Source organism: Hydrogenophaga sp. (genome assembly GCF_051860785.1).
Taxonomy (GTDB): Bacteria; Pseudomonadota; Gammaproteobacteria; order Burkholderiales; family Burkholderiaceae_C; genus Hydrogenophaga.
Genome location: NZ_JBIMLB010000005.1, coordinates 233,879 through 252,054 on the forward strand (window position 1 = coordinate 233,879; position 18,176 = coordinate 252,054).

At 66.1% G+C, this 18,176-nt stretch carries 19 protein-coding genes; 4 read left to right on the top strand and 15 right to left on the bottom strand.

The window, feature by feature from the left end:
- Nucleotides 1-119: 119 nt before the first annotated feature.
- Entirely contained in the window at nucleotides 120-1,013 is an 894-nt protein-coding gene (locus tag ACTIF6_RS09665; protein WP_439587756.1) for a hypothetical protein, read from the top strand.
- A 13-nt stretch (nucleotides 1,014-1,026) separates the two neighbouring features.
- On the opposite strand, the gene ACTIF6_RS09670 is transcribed toward ACTIF6_RS09665, so the two are convergent.
- The 5 genes from ACTIF6_RS09670 to imuA are packed head-to-tail and all read right to left on the bottom strand — an operon-like array spanning nucleotide 1,027 to nucleotide 6,968.
- Nucleotides 1,027-1,443, bottom strand: coding sequence for a type II toxin-antitoxin system RelE/ParE family toxin (locus ACTIF6_RS09670; protein ID WP_439587757.1), 417 nt, complete (start codon nucleotides 1,441-1,443; stop codon nucleotides 1,027-1,029).
- The gene (locus tag ACTIF6_RS09675) at nucleotides 1,436-1,753 is read right to left on the bottom strand and encodes a type II toxin-antitoxin system Phd/YefM family antitoxin (RefSeq protein ID WP_439587758.1); all 318 of its coding nucleotides are present in this window, start codon (nucleotides 1,751-1,753) and stop codon (nucleotides 1,436-1,438) included. Before ACTIF6_RS09675 ends, ACTIF6_RS09670 begins: the two co-directional genes overlap by 8 nt.
- Nucleotides 1,754-1,804: 51 nt before the next feature.
- Complete coding sequence (locus tag ACTIF6_RS09680) at nucleotides 1,805-4,915, bottom strand: error-prone DNA polymerase (protein ID WP_439587759.1); 3,111 nt, start codon at nucleotides 4,913-4,915, stop codon at nucleotides 1,805-1,807.
- Nucleotides 4,916-4,924: 9 nt separating this feature from the next.
- Nucleotides 4,925-6,229, bottom strand: a complete 1,305-nt coding sequence (locus ACTIF6_RS09685) for a Y-family DNA polymerase (protein WP_439587760.1) — start codon at nucleotides 6,227-6,229, stop codon at nucleotides 4,925-4,927.
- Nucleotides 6,174-6,968, bottom strand: coding sequence for a translesion DNA synthesis-associated protein ImuA (gene imuA / locus ACTIF6_RS09690; RefSeq protein ID WP_439587761.1), 795 nt, complete (start codon nucleotides 6,966-6,968; stop codon nucleotides 6,174-6,176). Before imuA ends, ACTIF6_RS09685 begins: the two co-directional genes overlap by 56 nt.
- Before the next feature lie 192 nt (nucleotides 6,969-7,160).
- Between imuA and ACTIF6_RS09695 the strand changes: the two genes are divergently transcribed.
- Both ACTIF6_RS09695 and ACTIF6_RS09700 read left to right on the top strand, forming a co-directional pair.
- The gene (locus tag ACTIF6_RS09695) at nucleotides 7,161-7,478 is read left to right on the top strand and encodes a helix-turn-helix domain-containing protein (protein ID WP_439587762.1); all 318 of its coding nucleotides are present in this window, start codon (nucleotides 7,161-7,163) and stop codon (nucleotides 7,476-7,478) included.
- Nucleotides 7,475-8,803, top strand: coding sequence for a type II toxin-antitoxin system HipA family toxin (locus ACTIF6_RS09700; RefSeq protein ID WP_439587763.1), 1,329 nt, complete (start codon nucleotides 7,475-7,477; stop codon nucleotides 8,801-8,803). Before ACTIF6_RS09695 ends, ACTIF6_RS09700 begins: the two co-directional genes overlap by 4 nt.
- Nucleotides 8,804-8,911: 108 nt before the next feature.
- On the opposite strand, the gene ACTIF6_RS09705 is transcribed toward ACTIF6_RS09700, so the two are convergent.
- From ACTIF6_RS09705 to ACTIF6_RS09725, 5 genes are read right to left on the bottom strand one after another with little or no spacing between them, the layout of a single operon-like run.
- Complete coding sequence (locus ACTIF6_RS09705) at nucleotides 8,912-9,997, bottom strand: C4-dicarboxylate TRAP transporter substrate-binding protein (protein WP_439587764.1); 1,086 nt, start codon at nucleotides 9,995-9,997, stop codon at nucleotides 8,912-8,914.
- A 43-nt stretch (nucleotides 9,998-10,040) separates the two neighbouring features.
- Complete coding sequence (locus ACTIF6_RS09710) at nucleotides 10,041-11,036, bottom strand: Bug family tripartite tricarboxylate transporter substrate binding protein (protein WP_439587765.1); 996 nt, start codon at nucleotides 11,034-11,036, stop codon at nucleotides 10,041-10,043.
- Nucleotides 11,033-12,202, bottom strand: coding sequence for a CaiB/BaiF CoA transferase family protein (locus ACTIF6_RS09715; RefSeq protein WP_439587766.1), 1,170 nt, complete (start codon nucleotides 12,200-12,202; stop codon nucleotides 11,033-11,035). The genes ACTIF6_RS09710 and ACTIF6_RS09715 overlap by 4 nt, the downstream gene beginning before the upstream one ends.
- A 10-nt stretch (nucleotides 12,203-12,212) precedes the next feature.
- On the bottom strand, nucleotides 12,213-13,028 hold the full coding sequence (locus tag ACTIF6_RS09720) for a citryl-CoA lyase (protein WP_439587767.1): 816 nt from the start codon (nucleotides 13,026-13,028) through the stop codon (nucleotides 12,213-12,215).
- Between the two features lie 43 nt (nucleotides 13,029-13,071).
- Entirely contained in the window at nucleotides 13,072-13,968 is an 897-nt protein-coding gene (locus ACTIF6_RS09725; RefSeq protein ID WP_439587768.1) for a dioxygenase, read from the bottom strand.
- 111 nt (nucleotides 13,969-14,079) lie between these two features.
- Between ACTIF6_RS09725 and ACTIF6_RS09730 the strand changes: the two genes are divergently transcribed.
- Entirely contained in the window at nucleotides 14,080-14,955 is an 876-nt protein-coding gene (locus tag ACTIF6_RS09730) for a LysR substrate-binding domain-containing protein (RefSeq protein ID WP_439587769.1), read from the top strand.
- Nucleotides 14,956-15,046: 91 nt separating this feature from the next.
- Here ACTIF6_RS09730 and ACTIF6_RS09735 read toward each other — a convergent pair whose 3' ends face one another.
- From ACTIF6_RS09735 to ACTIF6_RS09755, 5 genes are read right to left on the bottom strand one after another with little or no spacing between them, the layout of a single operon-like run.
- Nucleotides 15,047-15,631 carry a malonic semialdehyde reductase gene (locus tag ACTIF6_RS09735; protein ID WP_439587770.1) on the bottom strand — a complete coding sequence of 195 codons (585 nt, stop codon included), beginning with the start codon at nucleotides 15,629-15,631 and terminating at the stop codon, nucleotides 15,047-15,049.
- 27 nt (nucleotides 15,632-15,658) lie between these two features.
- Nucleotides 15,659-15,961 (bottom strand): Dabb family protein, encoded by a 303-nt coding sequence (locus ACTIF6_RS09740; protein WP_439587771.1) that lies wholly within the window; start codon nucleotides 15,959-15,961, stop codon nucleotides 15,659-15,661.
- Between the two features lie 11 nt (nucleotides 15,962-15,972).
- Nucleotides 15,973-16,275, bottom strand: a complete 303-nt coding sequence (locus ACTIF6_RS09745) for a YciI family protein (RefSeq protein ID WP_439587772.1) — start codon at nucleotides 16,273-16,275, stop codon at nucleotides 15,973-15,975.
- Between the two features lie 10 nt (nucleotides 16,276-16,285).
- Nucleotides 16,286-17,608 (bottom strand): TRAP transporter large permease, encoded by a 1,323-nt coding sequence (locus ACTIF6_RS09750; RefSeq protein WP_439587773.1) that lies wholly within the window; start codon nucleotides 17,606-17,608, stop codon nucleotides 16,286-16,288.
- The gene (locus ACTIF6_RS09755; protein ID WP_439587774.1) at nucleotides 17,601-18,176 is read right to left on the bottom strand and encodes a TRAP transporter small permease subunit; all 576 of its coding nucleotides are present in this window, start codon (nucleotides 18,174-18,176) and stop codon (nucleotides 17,601-17,603) included. The genes ACTIF6_RS09750 and ACTIF6_RS09755 overlap by 8 nt, the downstream gene beginning before the upstream one ends.

Genomic DNA, 18,176 nt, shown 5'->3' on the forward strand with positions numbered 1-18,176 from the left:
TGCAGAAAGTACGGGAGCAATGTCGAGTTAGTGTCGAGTTAGTGTCGAGCGAATGCGGCGCCGGCCGTTGCTGCCAGCTCCGGCGGTATGCTCGCCCGTCACTCTTCAGGATCTTTTTCATGAAACCCCTCTGGCACCGAATCCCTTGTGCACTGATGGCCGCCTGCTTGGCTACCGGCATGGCCCTGGCGCAGCAGCCACCTGCCTCGGTAGAGATCTCGCACCGCATGACGCCGGATTCGGACTTCGTGACCGACACCGTCAGCGAGGGGATGAACACCATTCACGTGGTGGAAGACCGGGGCATCGTCGCCAAGACCGCGGAGCGCGGGGGGCGTTTTCCCGTGCACCTCAACACCGTCAACCGCCAGTCCATCCGCTTCACCAGCACGCCTCGCGTCGCCGACGGTAGCTTTGGCATCTCGATGGCGTTCCTGGCACAGTCGGACGCGATGCGCAATGACGCCGGTGAAGAGACACCGCTTCCCCGCAAGGCTTCGCTGGCCGGCGGCAAGGTCAGCGCCCAGGCGGGGCCGGACGGCCGCGTGAAGACCGAGTCGCTGGCGTTCTCCGGCATGACACCCGAGCAGTTGCAGATCATGCAGACCACCTTGACGGCCATCCTGCAGCAGGTGAACCAAGTGGACTCGATCCATGTGGTGGCCGGGAAGAGCACCGAGCAGGTGATCGAACTGAACGTGCCGGTTGCCACGATCACCACCATGGCGCTCAAGATGACCGCGTCTTACCGGCTGCTCGAGGTGAAGGACAACGTCGCTTTCCTGGACATCACGTACGTCATGGATTTCGGCTCCCCGGCGCAGGCATTCAAGGTCCAGGCCAACGGCTCCGGCGCGGGAACCATGGAGTACGACACGGCGCTGCAACGCGTGGTGTCGAGCACGACGCATTCGGGCATGGAGTTCGAATTCAGCGTGCCCGATGGCACGCTGAGACTGCAGTCGTTGAGCAAGCAAACGCAGACGATGCGGGCACCTGCCACTGGGGATTGAGGAATATCCCGGTTCAGTGCTGGTCCGGCGTGTCCGCCGGCCACAGCCGAGCGAAGTCAAACGAAAGCTGGCGGTGATGACGGATGGACAGCAGGTACACGGTGGCTTTGGTCTTGGACCTGGGATCAGCATCCACCACCGTGTAAAGCACCAGGTAGTCGCCATGCAGGTATTCGCGCAGGGCGCCCGGTGCGCCGGTCGGCAGCGCAGCCAGTTGTGCCAGCGCTTCGGCTGACTGGGGCGGGTTCGCCAGATAGCGCCGGCCGATGCGCGGGAAGCGCTTCAGATTGGGAATGACGGTGCTTCGGAGCTTGGCCAGAAGGTCATCGAAAGCAAAGCCAGCGTCCGCTTCCAGCAGGAAAGCCTCGACGGCGTCCAGGCGCTCCAGGAAACTCGCGGTCAGTTCGACCCGGCACAGCGGGTCAACCACGCTTTTTGTTCGCCTTGGTGGTGGCTTTGCGACGCTGCTGCAGCTGGGCGATAGCTCCGTCCGCCTCAACGGTGCGGCCGGCTGCAATGTCGGCGAGGCCGCGCGTTGCATCGTCGATCAACAGCAGGTGGATGCGCTCCCGCTCCAGCCGATGGTAGTAATCCAGCCTGTCACTGTCGATCAATGCAACATAGCTTTCGCCGTTCTTGGTGATGATCTTTTCTGCACCCGCTTTGGCCTGGTCGGCCAGTTCGGACAGGTTGGAACGCGCTTGGGTGAAGGGCACCACGTCGCTGGCGGCAAATCCCATGGTTGACTCCTTGAAGGTAGATGACAGAATTCTGTGCATTCTAAATGGTCTTCAATGGAAATCTCGGCTCACCGTCGACAGCCCGTTCAGCATCGGCGTGAGGTCTTCCAGGTGACCGGCGATGAGGTTGGTCACTTCGCCTTCGCGTTGCCATTGGCCGTAAACCGCCAGCAGGCGTGAGTTGGCCAGCACGCTGCGCTGGCGTTCGCGCAGGTGGCGCCACACGATGACCTGCACCACACCGGTTTCGTCTTCCAGGGTGACGAACACCACGCCCGATGAGGTGCCGGGTTGCTGGCGCAGGGTGACGATGCCGCAGTGGCGCACCAGGCGGCCATCAGGGGCATCCTTGAGTTGTGCGGCGCTCATCAGCTTGCGCTTGGCGAGTTCGGCGCGCAGCAGCGCGAGCGGATGCCGGCGCAGTGTGAGGCCGGTGCTGGCGTAGTCCCACACGATGGCCTCGCCTTCGGGGGCTTCGGGCAGAGCCAGCGGGGCTTCTTCGATGGGTGCGCCCTTCAGCAGCGCTGGCGGGGTCTGGAGCGCGGCGGCGTCCCACACCTGCTGGCGGCGGTGGCCGCTCAGGCTCGTGAGGGCATCGGCGGCGGCGAGTGCTTTCATCTGTGGCTGGTCCAGGCCGGCGCGACGGGCCAGGTCCTGGGCGCTTCGCAAGGCTTGTCGGGCGCGTGCGGCCGTGATGCGCTCGGCGGCGTCTTTCCGGATGCCGCTGACGAGGTGCAGGCCCAGGCGAACGTGGCCACCAGGCTCGATCGTGCTGTCCCATTCGCTGGAGCACACATCCACCGGCCGCACGCTCACGCCGTGACGCTTGGCGTCCTGCACCAGTTGGCTCGGCGTGTAGAAGCCCATGGGCTGGCTGTTGAGCAGGGCCACCAGGAACTCGGCCGGGTGGTGGCATTTGATCCAGGCGCTCACGTAGACCAGCAGCGCGAAGCTGGCGGCGTGGCTTTCGGGAAAACCGTAGCTGGAGAAGCCTTTGATCTGTTCGAAGATGCTCTTGGCGAATTCAAGTTCGTAGCCGCGATCGGTCATGCCTTTCACCAGCCGCTCTTCGTATTTCTGCACGTTGCCATGTCTTTTCCAGGCGGCCATGGCGCGGCGCAGTTGATCGGACTCATCGGGCGTGAAACCCGCGGCGAGCACGGCAATCTGCATGCATTGCTCCTGGAAGATGGGCACGCCCATCGTGCGGCCCAGCGCTTTCCTCAAGGCTTTTCCACCGTCAGGGCCGGGGAAGATCACCGGCACTTTTCCCTGCCGGCGGTTCAGGTAAGGGTGCACAGCGCCGCCCTGTATGGGCCCGGGCCGCACCAGCGCCACCTCGATCACGAGGTCGTAGTACTCGCGCGGCCGCAGGCGCGGCAGCATGCTCATCTGCGCGCGGCTCTCGATCTGGAACACGCCAACGGTGTCGGCGGCGCAGATCATGTCATAAGTGGCCTGGTCTTTCTGTGTCGCGTCTTCCATGCCGAAGGGGCGACCTTCTTTCTGGCCGATCAGGGTCATGGCCTTGCGCAAGGCGGTAAGCATGCCCAGCGCGAGCACGTCCACCTTGAGCAGGCCGAGCGCGTCGAGGTCGTCCTTGTCCCATTCGATGACGGTGCGGTCTTCCATGGCCGCGTTCTCAATCGGCACCAGGCGCGAGAGCGGCAACTGCGTGAGCACGAAGCCGCCGGTGTGTTGAGAAAGATGGCGTGGGAAACCCATCAGCGTGGAGGTGTGTTCCAGCAATTGCCGCACCTGCAGACTCTCGGGATCGAGCCCCGCCTCCATCAGCCGCTCCACTGCGATGCCATGACCGTCCCACCAGCGGGACTGCTTGGCCAGCACGTTGAGCGAGCCTTCCTCGAAACCCAGCGCCTTGCCCACGTCGCGCAGCGCGCTGCGCGGGCGATAGCTGATGACAGTGGCGGTGAGTGCGGCGCGTTCGCGTCCGTATTTTTCGTAGAGGTACTGGATGACCTCTTCGCGCCGTTCGTGCTCGAAGTCGACGTCGATGTCCGGCGGCTCGTCGCGCTCGCGAGAAATGAAGCGCTCGAACAGCAAGTCAGTCAGCTCTGGGTTCACAGCCGTGATGCCCAGGCAATAGCACACCACGCTGTTAGCTGCTGAACCACGGCCTTGGCAAAGAATTTTTTCCCGGTTGGCGAAAGCGACGATGTCGTACACCGTCAGGAAGTAATGCTCGTATTTCTTGTAGGCAATCAATTCGAGTTCATGGTCGATCTTCTCTGCCCACTTTTCGGGTATGCCCTGCGGCCACTTCTTCCAGGCGCCCTCCTCCGTGAGCCGACGCAAATAGCTCTGCGGCGTCTCTCCCTCGGGGATCACTTCGCTCGGATACTGATAGCGCAACATGTCGAGCGAGAACTGGCAGCGCGCGACCACCGCGAGCGTTTCCGCCAACAGGTCGGCGGGATAGAGGTTGCCCAACGTCGAGCGCAGGCGCAGGCGCTGTTCAGCGTTGGGCTGCAGCGCAAAGCCGCATTCGGTGAGCGGCTTGCCGATGCGGATGGCGGTGAGCACGTCGTGCAGGGGCTTGCGCGATCGCACGTGCATCTGCACGTCGCCCACGGCCACCAGCGGCACGGCGGTGAGTTCGCTGCTCTGGCGCAGGCGATGCAGGCGCATCTCGTCGTCGAACTGGCACAACTGCTCCACGCCCAACCAGCAACGGCCCCGGAAGTGCCACAGCAGCCAGCGGGCGATGGTGTCCATCTGATCTTGATCGCAGGCGAGATCTGGCACGGCGATGACCACGCAGTCGGCCAGGGCGTCGGCGTCGATATCGTCGATCGTCAGCCGGTAGGTGCCTTTCTTTGGCGAAGCGCGGCGCAGGCGGGTGATGAACTCACACAGGTTGCCGTAACCATCCAGGTGGCAAGCGATCACGATCAGGGTGAAAGGCGCATCGCAATGCACCTGGAACTGGCTACCGATGAGCAGAGGCAGCTTGTGCTTCTTGGCAGCCACGTGCGCACGCACCACCCCGGCCAGGGAGCACTCGTCCACCATCGCCAGCGCGCTGTAGCCCAGTTCCTTCGCGCGTTCGACCAGTTCTTCCGGGTGGCTCGCACCGCGCAGGAAGCTGAAGTTGGAGAGGCAGCGCAGCTCGGCGTAGTCGGGCAAGGTGGGTGGGTTCATCGCAGCGCCTCAAGCAAAGTGCCCATGCAGAAACCATGAAGCCTTTTCTTCCAGCCGCGTCTGGAACACCCACACCACACCCGCCTCCGGTGACAGCGCCACCCAGTAGTCGCGCACCACATTGCGCATGCGGTCTTCATCGCCAACGCGATCCCACCAGCCGCCTTCCACGCGCTGCGGCCCGAGCAGCAGCACCAGTTCGCCCTGGTAGAGCGGCCGGTGATCGCGCACGAGCAAGCGCAGCGGCACGGGCAGCACGAAGCCGGGCTGCGGCAACCCGGTGCCGGGTGCAACCTGGCGCGGCAGGGGCAGCGCTGCGGGCTGCCAGCGGCACATCCATTCGGGGCGGTGGTCTTCGCACAGCACCGGGCGCAGCACGCGCTGCGGCCCCAGGCGGGCCGACAGGCGCTCCAGCACCAGGCCCAGCTTCTCGCCCTGTCGCACGGCATCGGGCAGCAGCGATGCGCTCACCTCGTGCAGGGGCTGCACTTCGGTGGCCACCAGCACCAGGTCGCCCACGGGGGCGAGCAGTTGCACGCGCGCCAGGTGCTCGGCCAGCAGGCGGCAGAGGTGTTCGATGTCGCGCGTGGGCTCGGCCGTGCCGATGGTGATCTCGCCGCCCTCGCCCGCCGCGCGCGCGCGCATGGCGTCGTGCGCCCACTTCAGCGTGAAGGCGGTAACGCCCGCGCGCCGCGCCGCCAGCCAGCCACTGAGCACCAGCAGCAGGCGCCGCGCCCCGAACAACAGGGCCGGCGCCTGTTCCACGCGCGCCATGAGTTCCAGCCGTTCTTCGAAATGCTCGGGCAGCGCCACCCATTCGTGCACCTCGGGCGCGTGGCCATACGCCTGGTCGAGCGCCTGGAGCAGGTGCTGGTCGAAACGCCGGCCGATGCCACCACGCGGCAGCGCACGCACGTCGCCCAGGGTGCGGCAGCCAATGTGTTCGAGCGTGAGCCGGTGCGGGTGCGTGGCGCTCAGCGTGGCCATGGGCAGGGTGTCCAGCAGCTGATCCAGCGTGCGCTTGAAGCCGTTCTCGATGCCGGCCCGCGCCAGCGCCAGCGCAGCCAGGCCGTTGGGTGCCCAGGCGAGTTGCGTCACGCCCACTTCGCGCCCCTCGCCCCACACCCGGTTGCGCAGGGCGCGCTTGCCGCCAAACAAGCGCACGCTGGCTTCCACCTCCATGAGCACGGCTTCGTCCACCAGCGCCACGCGGGGCGTGAACTGCAGGGCCCAGGTGGCCAGCGCGCGCTGCGCGGCTTCAGTGCGCGGGGCTGTGGCGCCGGCTGGGCTGGGCAGGAGTGCGGACCACAACATGGTCGACCTCTTCTTCACGGAGCATCCACCGGCTGGGCTGGCACAACCGGGGGGTAATGAAAGCCTGCAGGCCACCAGGCACCGAGGTCAGGCGCAGGGTGTCTTCCAGCGGCGGGCCCTTGCGCTTGGCGATGCGCACGTGCAGTTCCCAGTCGATCCCCACCCGCACCTGCAGCCGCAGCGGCGCGGCCGACGATTCGCGCAGGGCGTGGCCGGGCCGGCACAAGAACACCGGCGATTCGAAGCTGGCGGCCAGCACCTGCAGCCGGCGGATCTGCGCGGCTCGCGCCTGCGGCAGCCACACCAGAAGCGCGCCGCAGGCCTGGGCCTTGATGAGCTGTTCGGCCGACCACAGGCGCTCGGCCACCGAATCGGCCTGCACCCAGACCAGCCGCCGCTCGTCGATGCCTTCAAAGCGCAGGCCCGGCAGGTGCGGCGCCAGCGGCGGGCCGACCACCACCACCGGTTGCCCGGCGGCACACACCTGGCGCAGCGCCGGCCCCAGCAGGCGCCATTCCAGCGTGCCGCTGTGCGGCGCGAGGATCTCGGTCAGCCCATGGCCAGGCCAGCCACCGCCCGGCAACTGCGCGTCCAGCGCGGCGAAGCCGCTGGGCCACACGGCAGACACCGGCGTGCCGAGCTGGTCACCACGCCACAGGGCCGCCGCCACGGCGGCCGACCACCCGCCAGCGGGATGCACCGGGCGGGAAGGCGGAGAAACGACAAGAGCGGATGACATGACCAACCCAGAAAACTGTATGAAAGCACAGTATCTTAAAGCGGCCTGTGTGTCCATCACCAGGGTTTTATTGCGTCTTCGATGTAATGATTTAAATATGCTTTTTACTTTTTTAGATAGTTAACTTAACTTGACTATCAATAAAAAGAAAAACAAAATATCTTTTATCTGAAGAAAATATTTTTAATATTTATGAAAACACTTCAGTCTCTCGCCGCGGAACTGGAAACCGCCCGCCTTGCACGGGGGCTGAACTACAAGACCCTGGCCGAGCGCACAGGGCTGAGCACGCTGGCCGTGCGCCAGGCCCTGCAAGGCCGCACCGCCCTGCGCGCCACCAACCTCATGGCCCTGGCCGATGAACTCGGGCTTGAACTCGCCCTGGTGCCCAAGGAAATGGCGGCATCGCTGCGCAGCGCCAGCGCAGAACAGGCCACCACCCCGCGCGTGCTCAGCGACGTGGAACGGCTGCTGGCGCGCAGCGCAGGCACACAGGAACGAACCCGATGAGGTTCCGCAGCCTGGACATCTTCATCGGCACGCGCCTGGTGGGCGTGCTGTTCCAGTACGGCCAGGGCGCGGATGCCATCACGCGGTTGCAGCCCGAACCGGCCTACTGGCTCGACGCCCACGCACCGGTGCTCTCATGGGCCACCCACTTCAACGAACCCGCGGACCGCGCCGCCTTTGTGGCCCAGTACACCGTGCAGCCGTTCTTCAATGGCGTGGGCGAACGCTTGCCCCATTTCTTCCAGAACCTCCTGCCCGAAGGGCCCTTGCGCAAACACCTGGAGCGGTTGCGTGGTTGCGCGCCCGACGACCACTTCGATCTGCTGGCCATGTGCGGCGACGACCTGCCTGGTGCGGTGCGTGCCACGCCTTCGGCGCAGAGCCGCACGGCCACGGCCGCCATCGTCACGCAACACCAGGACGCGCTCGAACCCAGCGTGGTGGACGACCCGGTGGCCGGCGCGGTATCGCTCTCGGGCATCCAGCCCAAGCTGGGTCTGGTGGAAAAAGGCGGGCGCTACGTGGCCCGCACACGCGCGCGCTCCGACGGCCTGCACATCATCGCCAAGCTGCCCGCGGTGGACTACGCGCTGCTGCCCGAGGTGGAGCACCTGTCGCTGCAACTCGCGAGCGCAGCGGGCGTGCACGTGTGCCAGGCCAGCCTGCGCCCGGTGAGCGACATCGACCTGGAGGACCAGCCCTTCGTGCTCAACGCCGGGGCGAACTTCCTCGCCGTAGAACGCTTCGACCGCGATGGCGCGCGCCACATCCACTGCGAGGACTTTGCGCAGGTGCTCGGCCTGGACCCGCTGGACAAATACAAGGACCCGCAGCAGCGCGCCAACTACGCCGCGCTGCTGCTCACGCTGCGCGAATCCATGGGCCTGGGCGACGAGGCCGCACACGAGCTGCTGCGCCGGCTCATGGTCAACGAGATGCTGGGCAACTACGACGCCCACGTGAAGAACTTCGGCGTGATCTATGCCGATGGCCGCACCCCCGCGCTGAGCCCGGCCTACGACGTGGTGGCCTACGCCGCCTACCTCGGCGGGCGCGGCCACGCGCTGAAGTTCTTCCCCGGGGCGCCCGACCGCGCCCTGCTCACGCCCGCGCTGGTGCGCCAGCTCTGCAACGCCAGCGGCCTGCTGGAGACGCGCGTGCGCGCCGTGCTGCGCGACACCGTGGGCCGAGCGCTGGCCACCTGGCCGGCGCTCATCGAAGCCAGTGCCCTGCTACCCGAACAGAAGAAGCGCCTGCTGGCGCACTTTCAAGCAGTGCCGGCGGTGCAGGCCCTGGCCAGTCGCAAAGCGCGCTCAGCAACCTGAGCCGGAGCGCCAGTCTCCCGCCAGAGACACCGCCGGGCCGGCTTCGCCGGACGGCAAGTGTCGCCCCCTTGAGGGGGTAGCGCGAAGCGCTGCAGGGGTGCTTCCGCTTCAACGCTCCCAGTCGCGCTCGGGCTTCGCGCCGCGTGCCTTGACGGCGGTGAGGTATTGCGTGAGCAGTGCCTTGGCCTGTGTGCCGCGCGCTTCGTTGTTCTTCACCCACTCCTGCGACAGCGCTGGCAACTGGTCGATCCACTTGCGGCGATCGGCTTCGGACAGCGGCGTCACGGTCACGGGCGGGTTCTGCGTCTTGCCCACTTCGACCATGCGGGCAATGGCGCTCTCGTGGCGCTGCACCAGGTCTTCGCCATGGCGGCGCGAATATTCGGCACCGGCCTCACGCATGGCCACCTGCACTTCGGGCGGCAGCTTGGCCCAGGTGTCCTTGTTGATGGCCAGGCCACCGGAGAACACCACGCCCATGTTCACCTTGGTGATGTAGGGCGCGACTTCGTAGATCTTGGTCGGCAGGATGCCGGTGGCCAGCGAGACCACGCCATCGGACACGCCGGTCTGGATGTCGGTGTAGAAGGTGGTGAGTGCGCCGTCGACCGGCGTGGCACCCACGCCGCGCAGCCACTGGCCCAGGATGCCGGGCGCCGAGATCTTCTTGCCGCGCAGGTCCTCCACCGATTTCACCGGGAACTTGGTGAAGATGTCGTAGGTGTCGGAACCGGTGGCGCCGAGGAAGACCAGGTTGTACTTGTCCCACTCGTTCTTGAAAGCGGGGTTCTTCTCGATCAGTTCGTTCATGGCGCCGAGCACGATGCGCGTGTCGCTGGTGACGAAGGGCGTGTGCACGCTGAGCTGGCTGATCGGCATCTTGGCCGGCTCCAGGTAGCTGAACACCCAGCCAATGTCGGTGATGCCCTGCTCCACCGAGGTGAGCGTGGCGTTCGCCTTGTAGAGCTGACCGCCAAAGGCTTCCTTCCACTGGATCTTGTACTTGCCGCCGGCGGCCAGGCGCTTGTCCACCTCGGGCATGAACACCTGCGGGATGAAGCCCACCCACGGAATCGTGGTGGGGTGGCTGGAGGCCACGGTGAGGTTGATCACCTGCTGGGCCGAGGCGGCCATGGGCAGGCTCATCGCGACGGCGGCTGAAGCCGCCAGGCGAACAAAGGTCGAACGTTTCATGCTTGTCTCCTTTTATGGGTCTGTGTTGCGAACGCGGAAAAACTCAATCGACCTGTGCGCCGGACTGGCGAACCAGTGCGGCCCATTTGGTCACCTCGCTGCGGCCGAATTCGGCCATGGCATCGGGTCCGAGCGGACGCTGTTCCACGCCCTGCGCCGCCAGCTTGGGCGCCACTTCAGGACTGGCGAGCGCCGTGGCGGCGGCCTGGCGCAGGCGCGCCAGCACGGGCGCTGGCGTGGCAGCAGGTGCGTACAACATGAACCACGCCACGAGGTCGAAGTCCGCATTGATCTGTTCGGCAATGGTGGGCACCTCTTTCGCAGCGGCGCTGCGCTGCACACTGGAAGCCCCCAGCGCGCGCAGGCGCCCGCCCTGGATGTGCGGCAACACCGCGGCCGGGTGGTAGAACATGAAATCGGCGCGGCCCCCCATGACGTCGTTCATGGCCATGCCGCCTTCCTTGTAGGGCACATGCAGCATCTGGCCGCCCAGGCGCGCCTTGAGCAGTTCTCCGGCCAGATGGCCCGAGGTGCCGTTGCCGGCCGATGCAAAGCTCACGCCCGCGCCCTGCGCCGCACGCGCCTTGAGATCCGCCAGGGTCTTGATCGGGCCCTGGGCAGAGACCACCAGCAGCGTGGGTGTGTAGCCCACCAGCGCGATGGGCGCAAAGTCTTTCAGCGGGTCGTACGGCAGGCTGCGGAACAGCGTGGCGTTGATGGCGTGCGTGCCCACGGTGCCCATGACGATCTGGTAGCCGTCGGCCGCACCGCGCGCCACCTGCTGCGAGCCCACCGAGCCGCCCGCTCCGGCGCGGTTCTCCACCACCAGGGGCTGGCCGAGCTCTCGCCCCATGCCCTCGCCCACCACGCGCGAAATGATGTCGGTGGTGGTGCCGGCGCCAAATGGCACGATCAGGCGCACCGGCTTGTCGGGGTAGGCTTGCGCAAAGGCACTCAGTGGCAACGTCAGGCCTGCGGCCGTGGCGCCGAGGCCGATCAGGGCTTCGCGTCGGCTGGGCTGGCGTGGGAATCGGGTCATGCGGTCTCCTTCTTGTGACGAATGTCGGTGGTGCTGGCGGGCCAGCCGTGCGCATACAGCGCGTTGTGCTCGCCCAGGGTGGGCGGCGGAACCACGTCCAGACTGCGCTGGCCGTCGAAACTCAGGGGCGAGCGCACCGTGCGCGAGGCGCCCATCACGGGGTGGTACGTGTCCACGAAGAGCTGCAGGTGCCTGGCCTGGGCATCTTCAGGTACTTCGTCGGTGCGGTACATGGGCGCATGCGGCACGTCCTGCGCCACCAGGCGAGCGCACCAGTCGTCGCGTGTGCGGGCCTTGAAGATGCCGCCCAGCAAATCGATGAGCGCGTCCTGATTGGCAATGCGCCCGGGCCGGCTGGCAAAGCGTTCGTCCTCGAAGATGTCGGGCCGCTCCATGGCGTTGGCCAGGCCCTGCCAGAATTTTTCGGGCGAAGACATGTGCAGCGCGATCCAGCCGCCGCACGCGCATTCGAGCACGTAGGACTGCGACACGCTGGGCCGGCTGTAAGGACCCATGACCTCGCCCACCGAGAACAGGTGCGTGAAGGCGTCGAGGTTGAAATGCGCCATGGCCTCGAACATCGAGACCTCCACCTTGCGGCCCTGCCCCGTGCTCTGGCGCTCGAACAGCGCACCCAGGATGCCGAAGGCGGCGTAGTAGCCGGTCATGGCGTCGGCAATGGCCGGGCCCACCACGCGCGGGTTGGCCGGGTTGACCAGCAGGCGCAGGTAGCCGCTGGCAGCCTGCGCCACCGTGTCGTAGCTCGGTCGGCTGGCGGCCGGGCCGTCCTGGCCAAAGCCGCTGATGGCGCAGTAGATCAGCCGCTCGTTGAGCGCGCGCAAGCGGCCCTCGCCGGCATGGATCTGTTCGGCAAAGCCCGGACGGAAGTTCTGGATGTAGACATCGGCGCCCTCGATGAGACGGTCGAAGGTTTCCAGGTCGGCGGGCTTGCGCGTGTCCAGCGCCACACTGTGCTTGTTGCGGTTGTAGGTCTGGTAGTGCGGGCTGTAGAGCCCGCCCTTGAAGGCGCGGAACGGGTCACCGCTGCCGGGCAGTTCCACCTTCACGACGTCCGCGCCCATGTCTGCCAGCATCATCGAGGCCGCCGGCCCGGTGATGAAGGTGCCGTGTTCCACCACGCGAAGGCCTTTGAGTACCTGGGTCATGTCAAATGCCTCACAGCTTTTGGTCGGGCACGAAGCCCTCGGGCACGGCACCGGTGTAGCGCGACTCGCGCGTGGCCTGGTACGACAGCGCGAAGCCAATGGGCGTTTCCACCTCCTCGCTCATGTGGGCGATCAGCCCCGCACAGCGCGCCAGCATGGGCACGCCCTTGAGCGCATTGAGCGGAAAGCCCACGCCCAGCAGCACGGCCGGAATGGCAGCCGACACGTTGAGCTTGAGCTCCTTGCCGATCACTTCGGGCAGCACGGCTTCCACCGCTTCAGCGATCTGCATGAAGCGCTGGCCACCGCCGGCCTGCTTCGAAACGCGGAACAGGGCGTCCACGCGCGGATCACGCGCCTTGTGCAGCGGGTGGCCGTAGCCGGGCACGGCCTGCTTGCGCGCGCGCCATTCGCCCACCACGGCGCGCGCCGCCGCGGTCAGGTCGCCACCGTGTGCGGGCGCGGCCCGGTCGATCTCGTCGAACAGGCGCCCGGCGGTTTCGGAAGCACCGAGGATCACCGAACCACAGCCCAGGATGCCGGCGGCTACCGCGCCCTGCAGCGCATCGGGTGCGGCCGCCAGCGTCATGCGCGCGGCCTGCACGCTGGGCACCAGGCCGTGCTCGGCAATCGCCACCAGCGTGGCATTGAGCACCGCACTCGCTGGCGCGTCGGGCCGGCGTCCGGTGAGCAGCAGGTAGAAGTAGTCGGCAAAGTTCACCTGGCCGATCAGGTCCTGGCACAGGTCTTCGCCACGCACCACGATGGTGTCGGGATTGGAGGCACAGATGGCCGACTCAGGGACCGTGGCTTTGCCGATTTTCAAAAGGGATCTCCAGTGAGGTGAAAGCAGAGGGCCGCTGGTGTGCTCAGGCGGTAGGCACCAGGCGGAAGTCGTAGGTGGCGCTGTGGTAGGGCACGTTCATGCTGCGGCCATCGGGCGCCGTGCCGGGCGGGTGCTGGTCGAACGGCACGATGAGGCTGTTGCGCACACCGAACACGGCGTCCGAGTCGAGGTAGGGGCTGTCGGCCACGAAGAGGTGGGTGGTCACCGTCTGGTGGCCCGGCGCGTACACCTTCATGTGGATGTGGCCTGGCCGGTTGGGATGGCGGCCCATGCGGCGCAGCATGGCGCCCACCGGTCCGTCGTCGGGCACCGGGTAGAACGAAGGCTTGATGGACCAGAAGCGGTAGTGGCCTTTCGCATCGGTGCGAAAGCGCGCGCGCAGGCGCATGCCGGCGTCATCGCCCATCTGCATGTCGTACACGCCGTCGCCGTCGCCCGACCACACGTCCAGGCAACACCCTGCGATGGGCTTTCCCTGGGTGTCGGTCACGGTGCCGTGGTAATAGGCCGGCTCGCCGGGCATCTGCTCGCCGATGTCGCTGCCCAGTTCGAGTTCGGGCGAACCTTCCCAGTAGAACGGACCCTGCACCGTGGCCTCGGTGGGTGTGCTCTTGCCACCGCCGGCCTGCTGGAAGGCGCGCGCCGCCTTGAGCTGGTTGATGGCCACCACCAGCATCGAGATGCCCAGCGTGTCGGAGAGCAGGATGAATTCCTGGCGCTTGTCGTCGCAGGTCTTGCCGGTTTCAGTGAGGAAGCCAATGGCCGAGATCCACTCTTCCTCGCTCAGCTCGACTTCGCGCACGAAGGCGTGGGCATGGCGCACCAGTGCGCTCATGACCTGTTTGAAACGGGGATCGTTGCAGTCGGCGAGGCGATCAATGACGGCCTGCGTGATGTCGCCGGCTTCGAGTTGGGCCATGTTTTGTCTCCTTTTATGACGTGAGTCTAGGGGTGGGTTGATGACGATGGAAGTGATGATTTTCGACCGCTATCATCGACAGCATCAATACATACTGAACAGGAGCTGGCCATGGAACTCAGGCACCTGCGCTACTTCGACGCCGTGGCCGAAACACAGAATTTCACGCGCGCGGCCGAGCGCCTGCACGTGACACAGTCGACCCTGTCGCACCAGATCCGGCAACTGGAAGAAGAACTCGGACTCGTGCTCTTCGACCGGGGGCACAAGCGCGTCGCGCTGACCGAAGCGGGCGAGATGCTGCGCAGCCACCTCATGCCGGCGCTGCAGCAGATCGACCGGGGTCTGCAATCGCTCAAACACGCACCCGAATCGCTGGCGGGCGAGCTTCGCATCGGTGCCACGCACAGTTTCAATACCCGGCTGGTACCCCTGTGCGTGTCGGCCTTTCTCGGCCACCACCCGGGCATCAAGGTGAGCGTGGAAGAGCTCTCGGCCGAGCAGATCGCCCGACGCCTGGTCAGCGGCCACCTGGACCTGGGTGTGTCGTACCGGCCCGACGACCGCACCGAGCTCTGGTTCGAGCCGCTCTACAACGAGGAGCTCCGGCTGGTGGTGGCTGCATCGCACCCGCTGGCGCGTCGGCGGCGGGTGCGCATGGTGGAGCTGCATCACTGCCGCATGGTGCTGCTTCCGGCGCAGTTCTCCACCCGAAAACTGCTGGACGATTGCTTCGAAGCCGCAGGCGCGCAGCCGCTGGTGATCGCAGAGCTGAACTCGATCGCGCCCATGATCGAACTGATCCGGCAGACCGACCTGGCCGGCATCATTGCCGAGACCGCCGTGACGCCGGCTGCGGACTTGCGCGTGGTGCCGATCGAAGACCCGACGCCGATCCGCACGCCAGGCCTGCTGTGGAAGAAGGGTGCCAACCGATCTCCCACCGTCAAGCACATGGCCTCCGTCATCCGCAGGGCGGCTGGATAAGCCCCCACGCTCCGCCGCTGCGTGGGTCGCTGCCCCCCGCGGGGGCTGATCCGGCTTGGGGCGGCCTGGCGCCGGATCGACCACGACTCACTTACAGCACCTGGCAGGCCTGCTCGAAGCTCAGGCGCGGGTTGCGGTCGAACAGCTTGCTGTCGTCGCCCTGGCCGAGGTTGATGAGGAAGTTGGCGCGCCAGCGACCGTCGGGGAAGAACTCGGCGTTCACCTTGTTCAGGTCCACGCCACTCATGGGCCCGCAGTCCAGGCCGAGGGCGCGCGCGGCGATGATGAAGTAGGCACCACCCAGCGTGCCGTTGCGCGTGGCCGTGGCCTCGCTCAGCGCCGGATTGCTCTCGAAGTTTTCCTTCGCGCCTTCGCGGTGCCACACCTGCGGCATGAACTCGAAGAACTTCGTGTCGGTGGCCACGATCACCGTGACCGGTGCGTCGCGGGTCTTGTCGAGGTTGCCAGGCGTGAGCGCGGGCAGCAGGCGTGCACGCGACTCGGGTGAGTTCAGGAACACGTAGCGCGTGGGCTGGGTGTTCATGGAGGTCGGCCCCATGCGGGCGATGTCATACACCTGCCGCAGCAGCGACTCGGGCACCGGTTCGCTGGTGAAGCCGTTGGCGGTGCGGGCCTTCAGAAAGATCAGGTCCAGGGCTTGGGCGTCAAGGGTCATGAGAAGGGTCTGGTTGGGGGTTGAATGTCAGGAAACTTCGAAATCGACCTGGTGGCGCGCGATGCGCAAGCCTTCAAGCTCGCGGCGCACGCGCAGGTGCTCGGGGTGGTCGGTGTAAGCGGCCAGCGCCTGGCGCGACTCGAACTCGGAGTAAAGCACCACGTCGCAGGCGTAGTCGACCCGGCTCTCGTCGATGCCGATCTCCAGCCGCAACAGGCCGGGAATGCGTTCGCGCATGCCTTCGAACGCGGCCTTGAGACGGCTCACGTTGCCGGCCTTCTCATCCGCAGTGCTGCCCAGGATGTTCCACATGACGATGTGTTTGATCATGCTCGTGGGCATCAGGTGGAGGGGAAGCCCGTCTTCTGGGGCCAGAGGTTGGCAAAGGCGTGCACCGAGCTGCCCGCGTACACCCCGGCCTTCGTGAAAGGTTCCTCGGCCAGCCAGGCCCGCGCAGCCTCCCGGTCCGCGAAATCGATGGCGAGCAGGCTGCCCACCATGGTCTGGCCGTCGTCGGCCAGCAAGGGACCTGCAAACGCAATGCGATCGGCCACCGCGCCCAGGTAGTCCTTGTGCTGCGGGCGAATGCGTTGCCGCAGTTCTCCGGCGCCGGGTTTGTCGAGCAGATGAAAGATGAAGATCATCGCGTGGCTTTCATTGCATGCGCGCCAGCCAGGTGGACAGGCCTGGGAAGATCGCGAGGACCACCAGCACGGCGATCATCGCCAGCACAAAAGGGAATGCACCGGCAAAGATGTCGCGGATGGTGATGCGCGGATCGTTGAGTGCGGATTTCACCGTGTACACGGACACCCCGAACGGCGGCGTGAGCAGGCCGACTTCCACCGCCACCACGGTCAGCACGCCGAACCAGATGAGGTCCATGTTGAAGGCCGTGGCAATGGGCAGCACGATGGGCAGCATGATCAGCATGATGGACACCGAGTCGATGATGCAACCCAGCGCGATCACGATGGCCAGGTACGCGATCAGGAACCCCCAGGGGCCGAGGCCCATGTCGGTGATGGCGCTGGTGATGCCGCCAGGCATGCCGGTGAGCGCCAGCATGCGGCTGTAGAGCGAGGCCGCGATGATGAGGAACAGCACCGACACCGAGACGTAGCCCGTCTCGGTGAGCACGTTCCACAGCTTGCGCCAGGTCAGGCGACGCCGCACCAGGGCGATCACGAAGGCACCCGCGGCGCCCACCGCACCCGCTTCGGTGGGTGTGAAGAAGCCGCTGTACAGACCACCCAGCACCAGCACCACCAGTGCCAGGATGGGGAAGAATTTCACGGCGGCACTCGCCCAGGTCTCGGTGTCGGCCTGCTCGGCTGTCTGCGGTGCGCCGCTGGCGTAGATCTTGTGGGGCAGGAAGTAGGCCATTGCCAGGATCAGCCCGGCAAATGCACCCGCCATGATCAGACCGGGCAGGATGCCCGCCAGAAACATGCGCCCGATCGATTCCTCGGCCAGCACGCCGTAGATGATCATCAGCAGCGAAGGCGGGATGAGCATGCCCAGCACCGAGGAACCCGCCACCACGCCCACGGCAAAGCGTGGCGTGTAGCCGTGCCGGATCATTTCCGGCGTGGCCACCTTGGTGAAGACCGAGGCCGAGGCGATGGAGATGCCGGTGATGGCGGCGAACACCGCGTTGGCCCCCACGGTGGCCAGGCCCAGCCCGCCGCGCAGGCGCCGCAGCAGCCACTGGAACACATCGAAGGTGTCGCGCCCGACCCCGGAGACGCTCACGAACATGCCCATGAGCACGAACAGCGGCACCACGCCGAAGAGATAGTCGCGAATCGAATCGTTCGCCGCCGCCCCCACGAAACGCGCCGCGATCTCGGGCGACTTGAGCAGCCACACGCTGATGAACGACGTGACGATGAGCGCCACGCCGATGTGCATGCCGACCACGATGGCCACCAGCATCAGGCCGATGGCCAGAAAGCCGATCATCAGTTCACTCATGGCGCTTACCTCCCTGGACCGGAGCAGCGCCGCTGTCGCGCAGGTCGTGCCAGGCCAGCAGTGCGTACTGCAACGCAGCCAGGGCCGCTCCCACGGTCACCACCAGAGCCATGGGCCAGGTGGGAAAGGTGAACACACCCTCGAGGCCGATGAACTCATCGTTGTTCCAGGCTTTCACCAGCAAGGGCCGCGTGGCGTACGCAATGACGCCGCACGCAAAGATGCCGAAGAGCGAAAACAGCGCCCGCAAGCGCAGGCCAGCGCGCGGCCGCTTGACGAGGAAGGGATCGATGAACAGGTCGGCCCGGCTCATGCGGCCATGCCGCAGCGTGCTGGGCAACTGCAGAAACACGATGACGATGATGGACGCCGCCACCAGCTCGGCCACGCCGTCAATGGGCTTGTTGAACGCGTTGCGCATGAACACGTCGGCGCACATCAGCACCATGACCATGCCGATCACGATGGACCCCAGGCCATTGAGCCCGTCGACCAGATGGCCGAACGGGCTGCTGGGCGCCGACGGCGCAGGCGCGTCGTCCAGATTGGTGTTGGCTTCGTAGCTCAT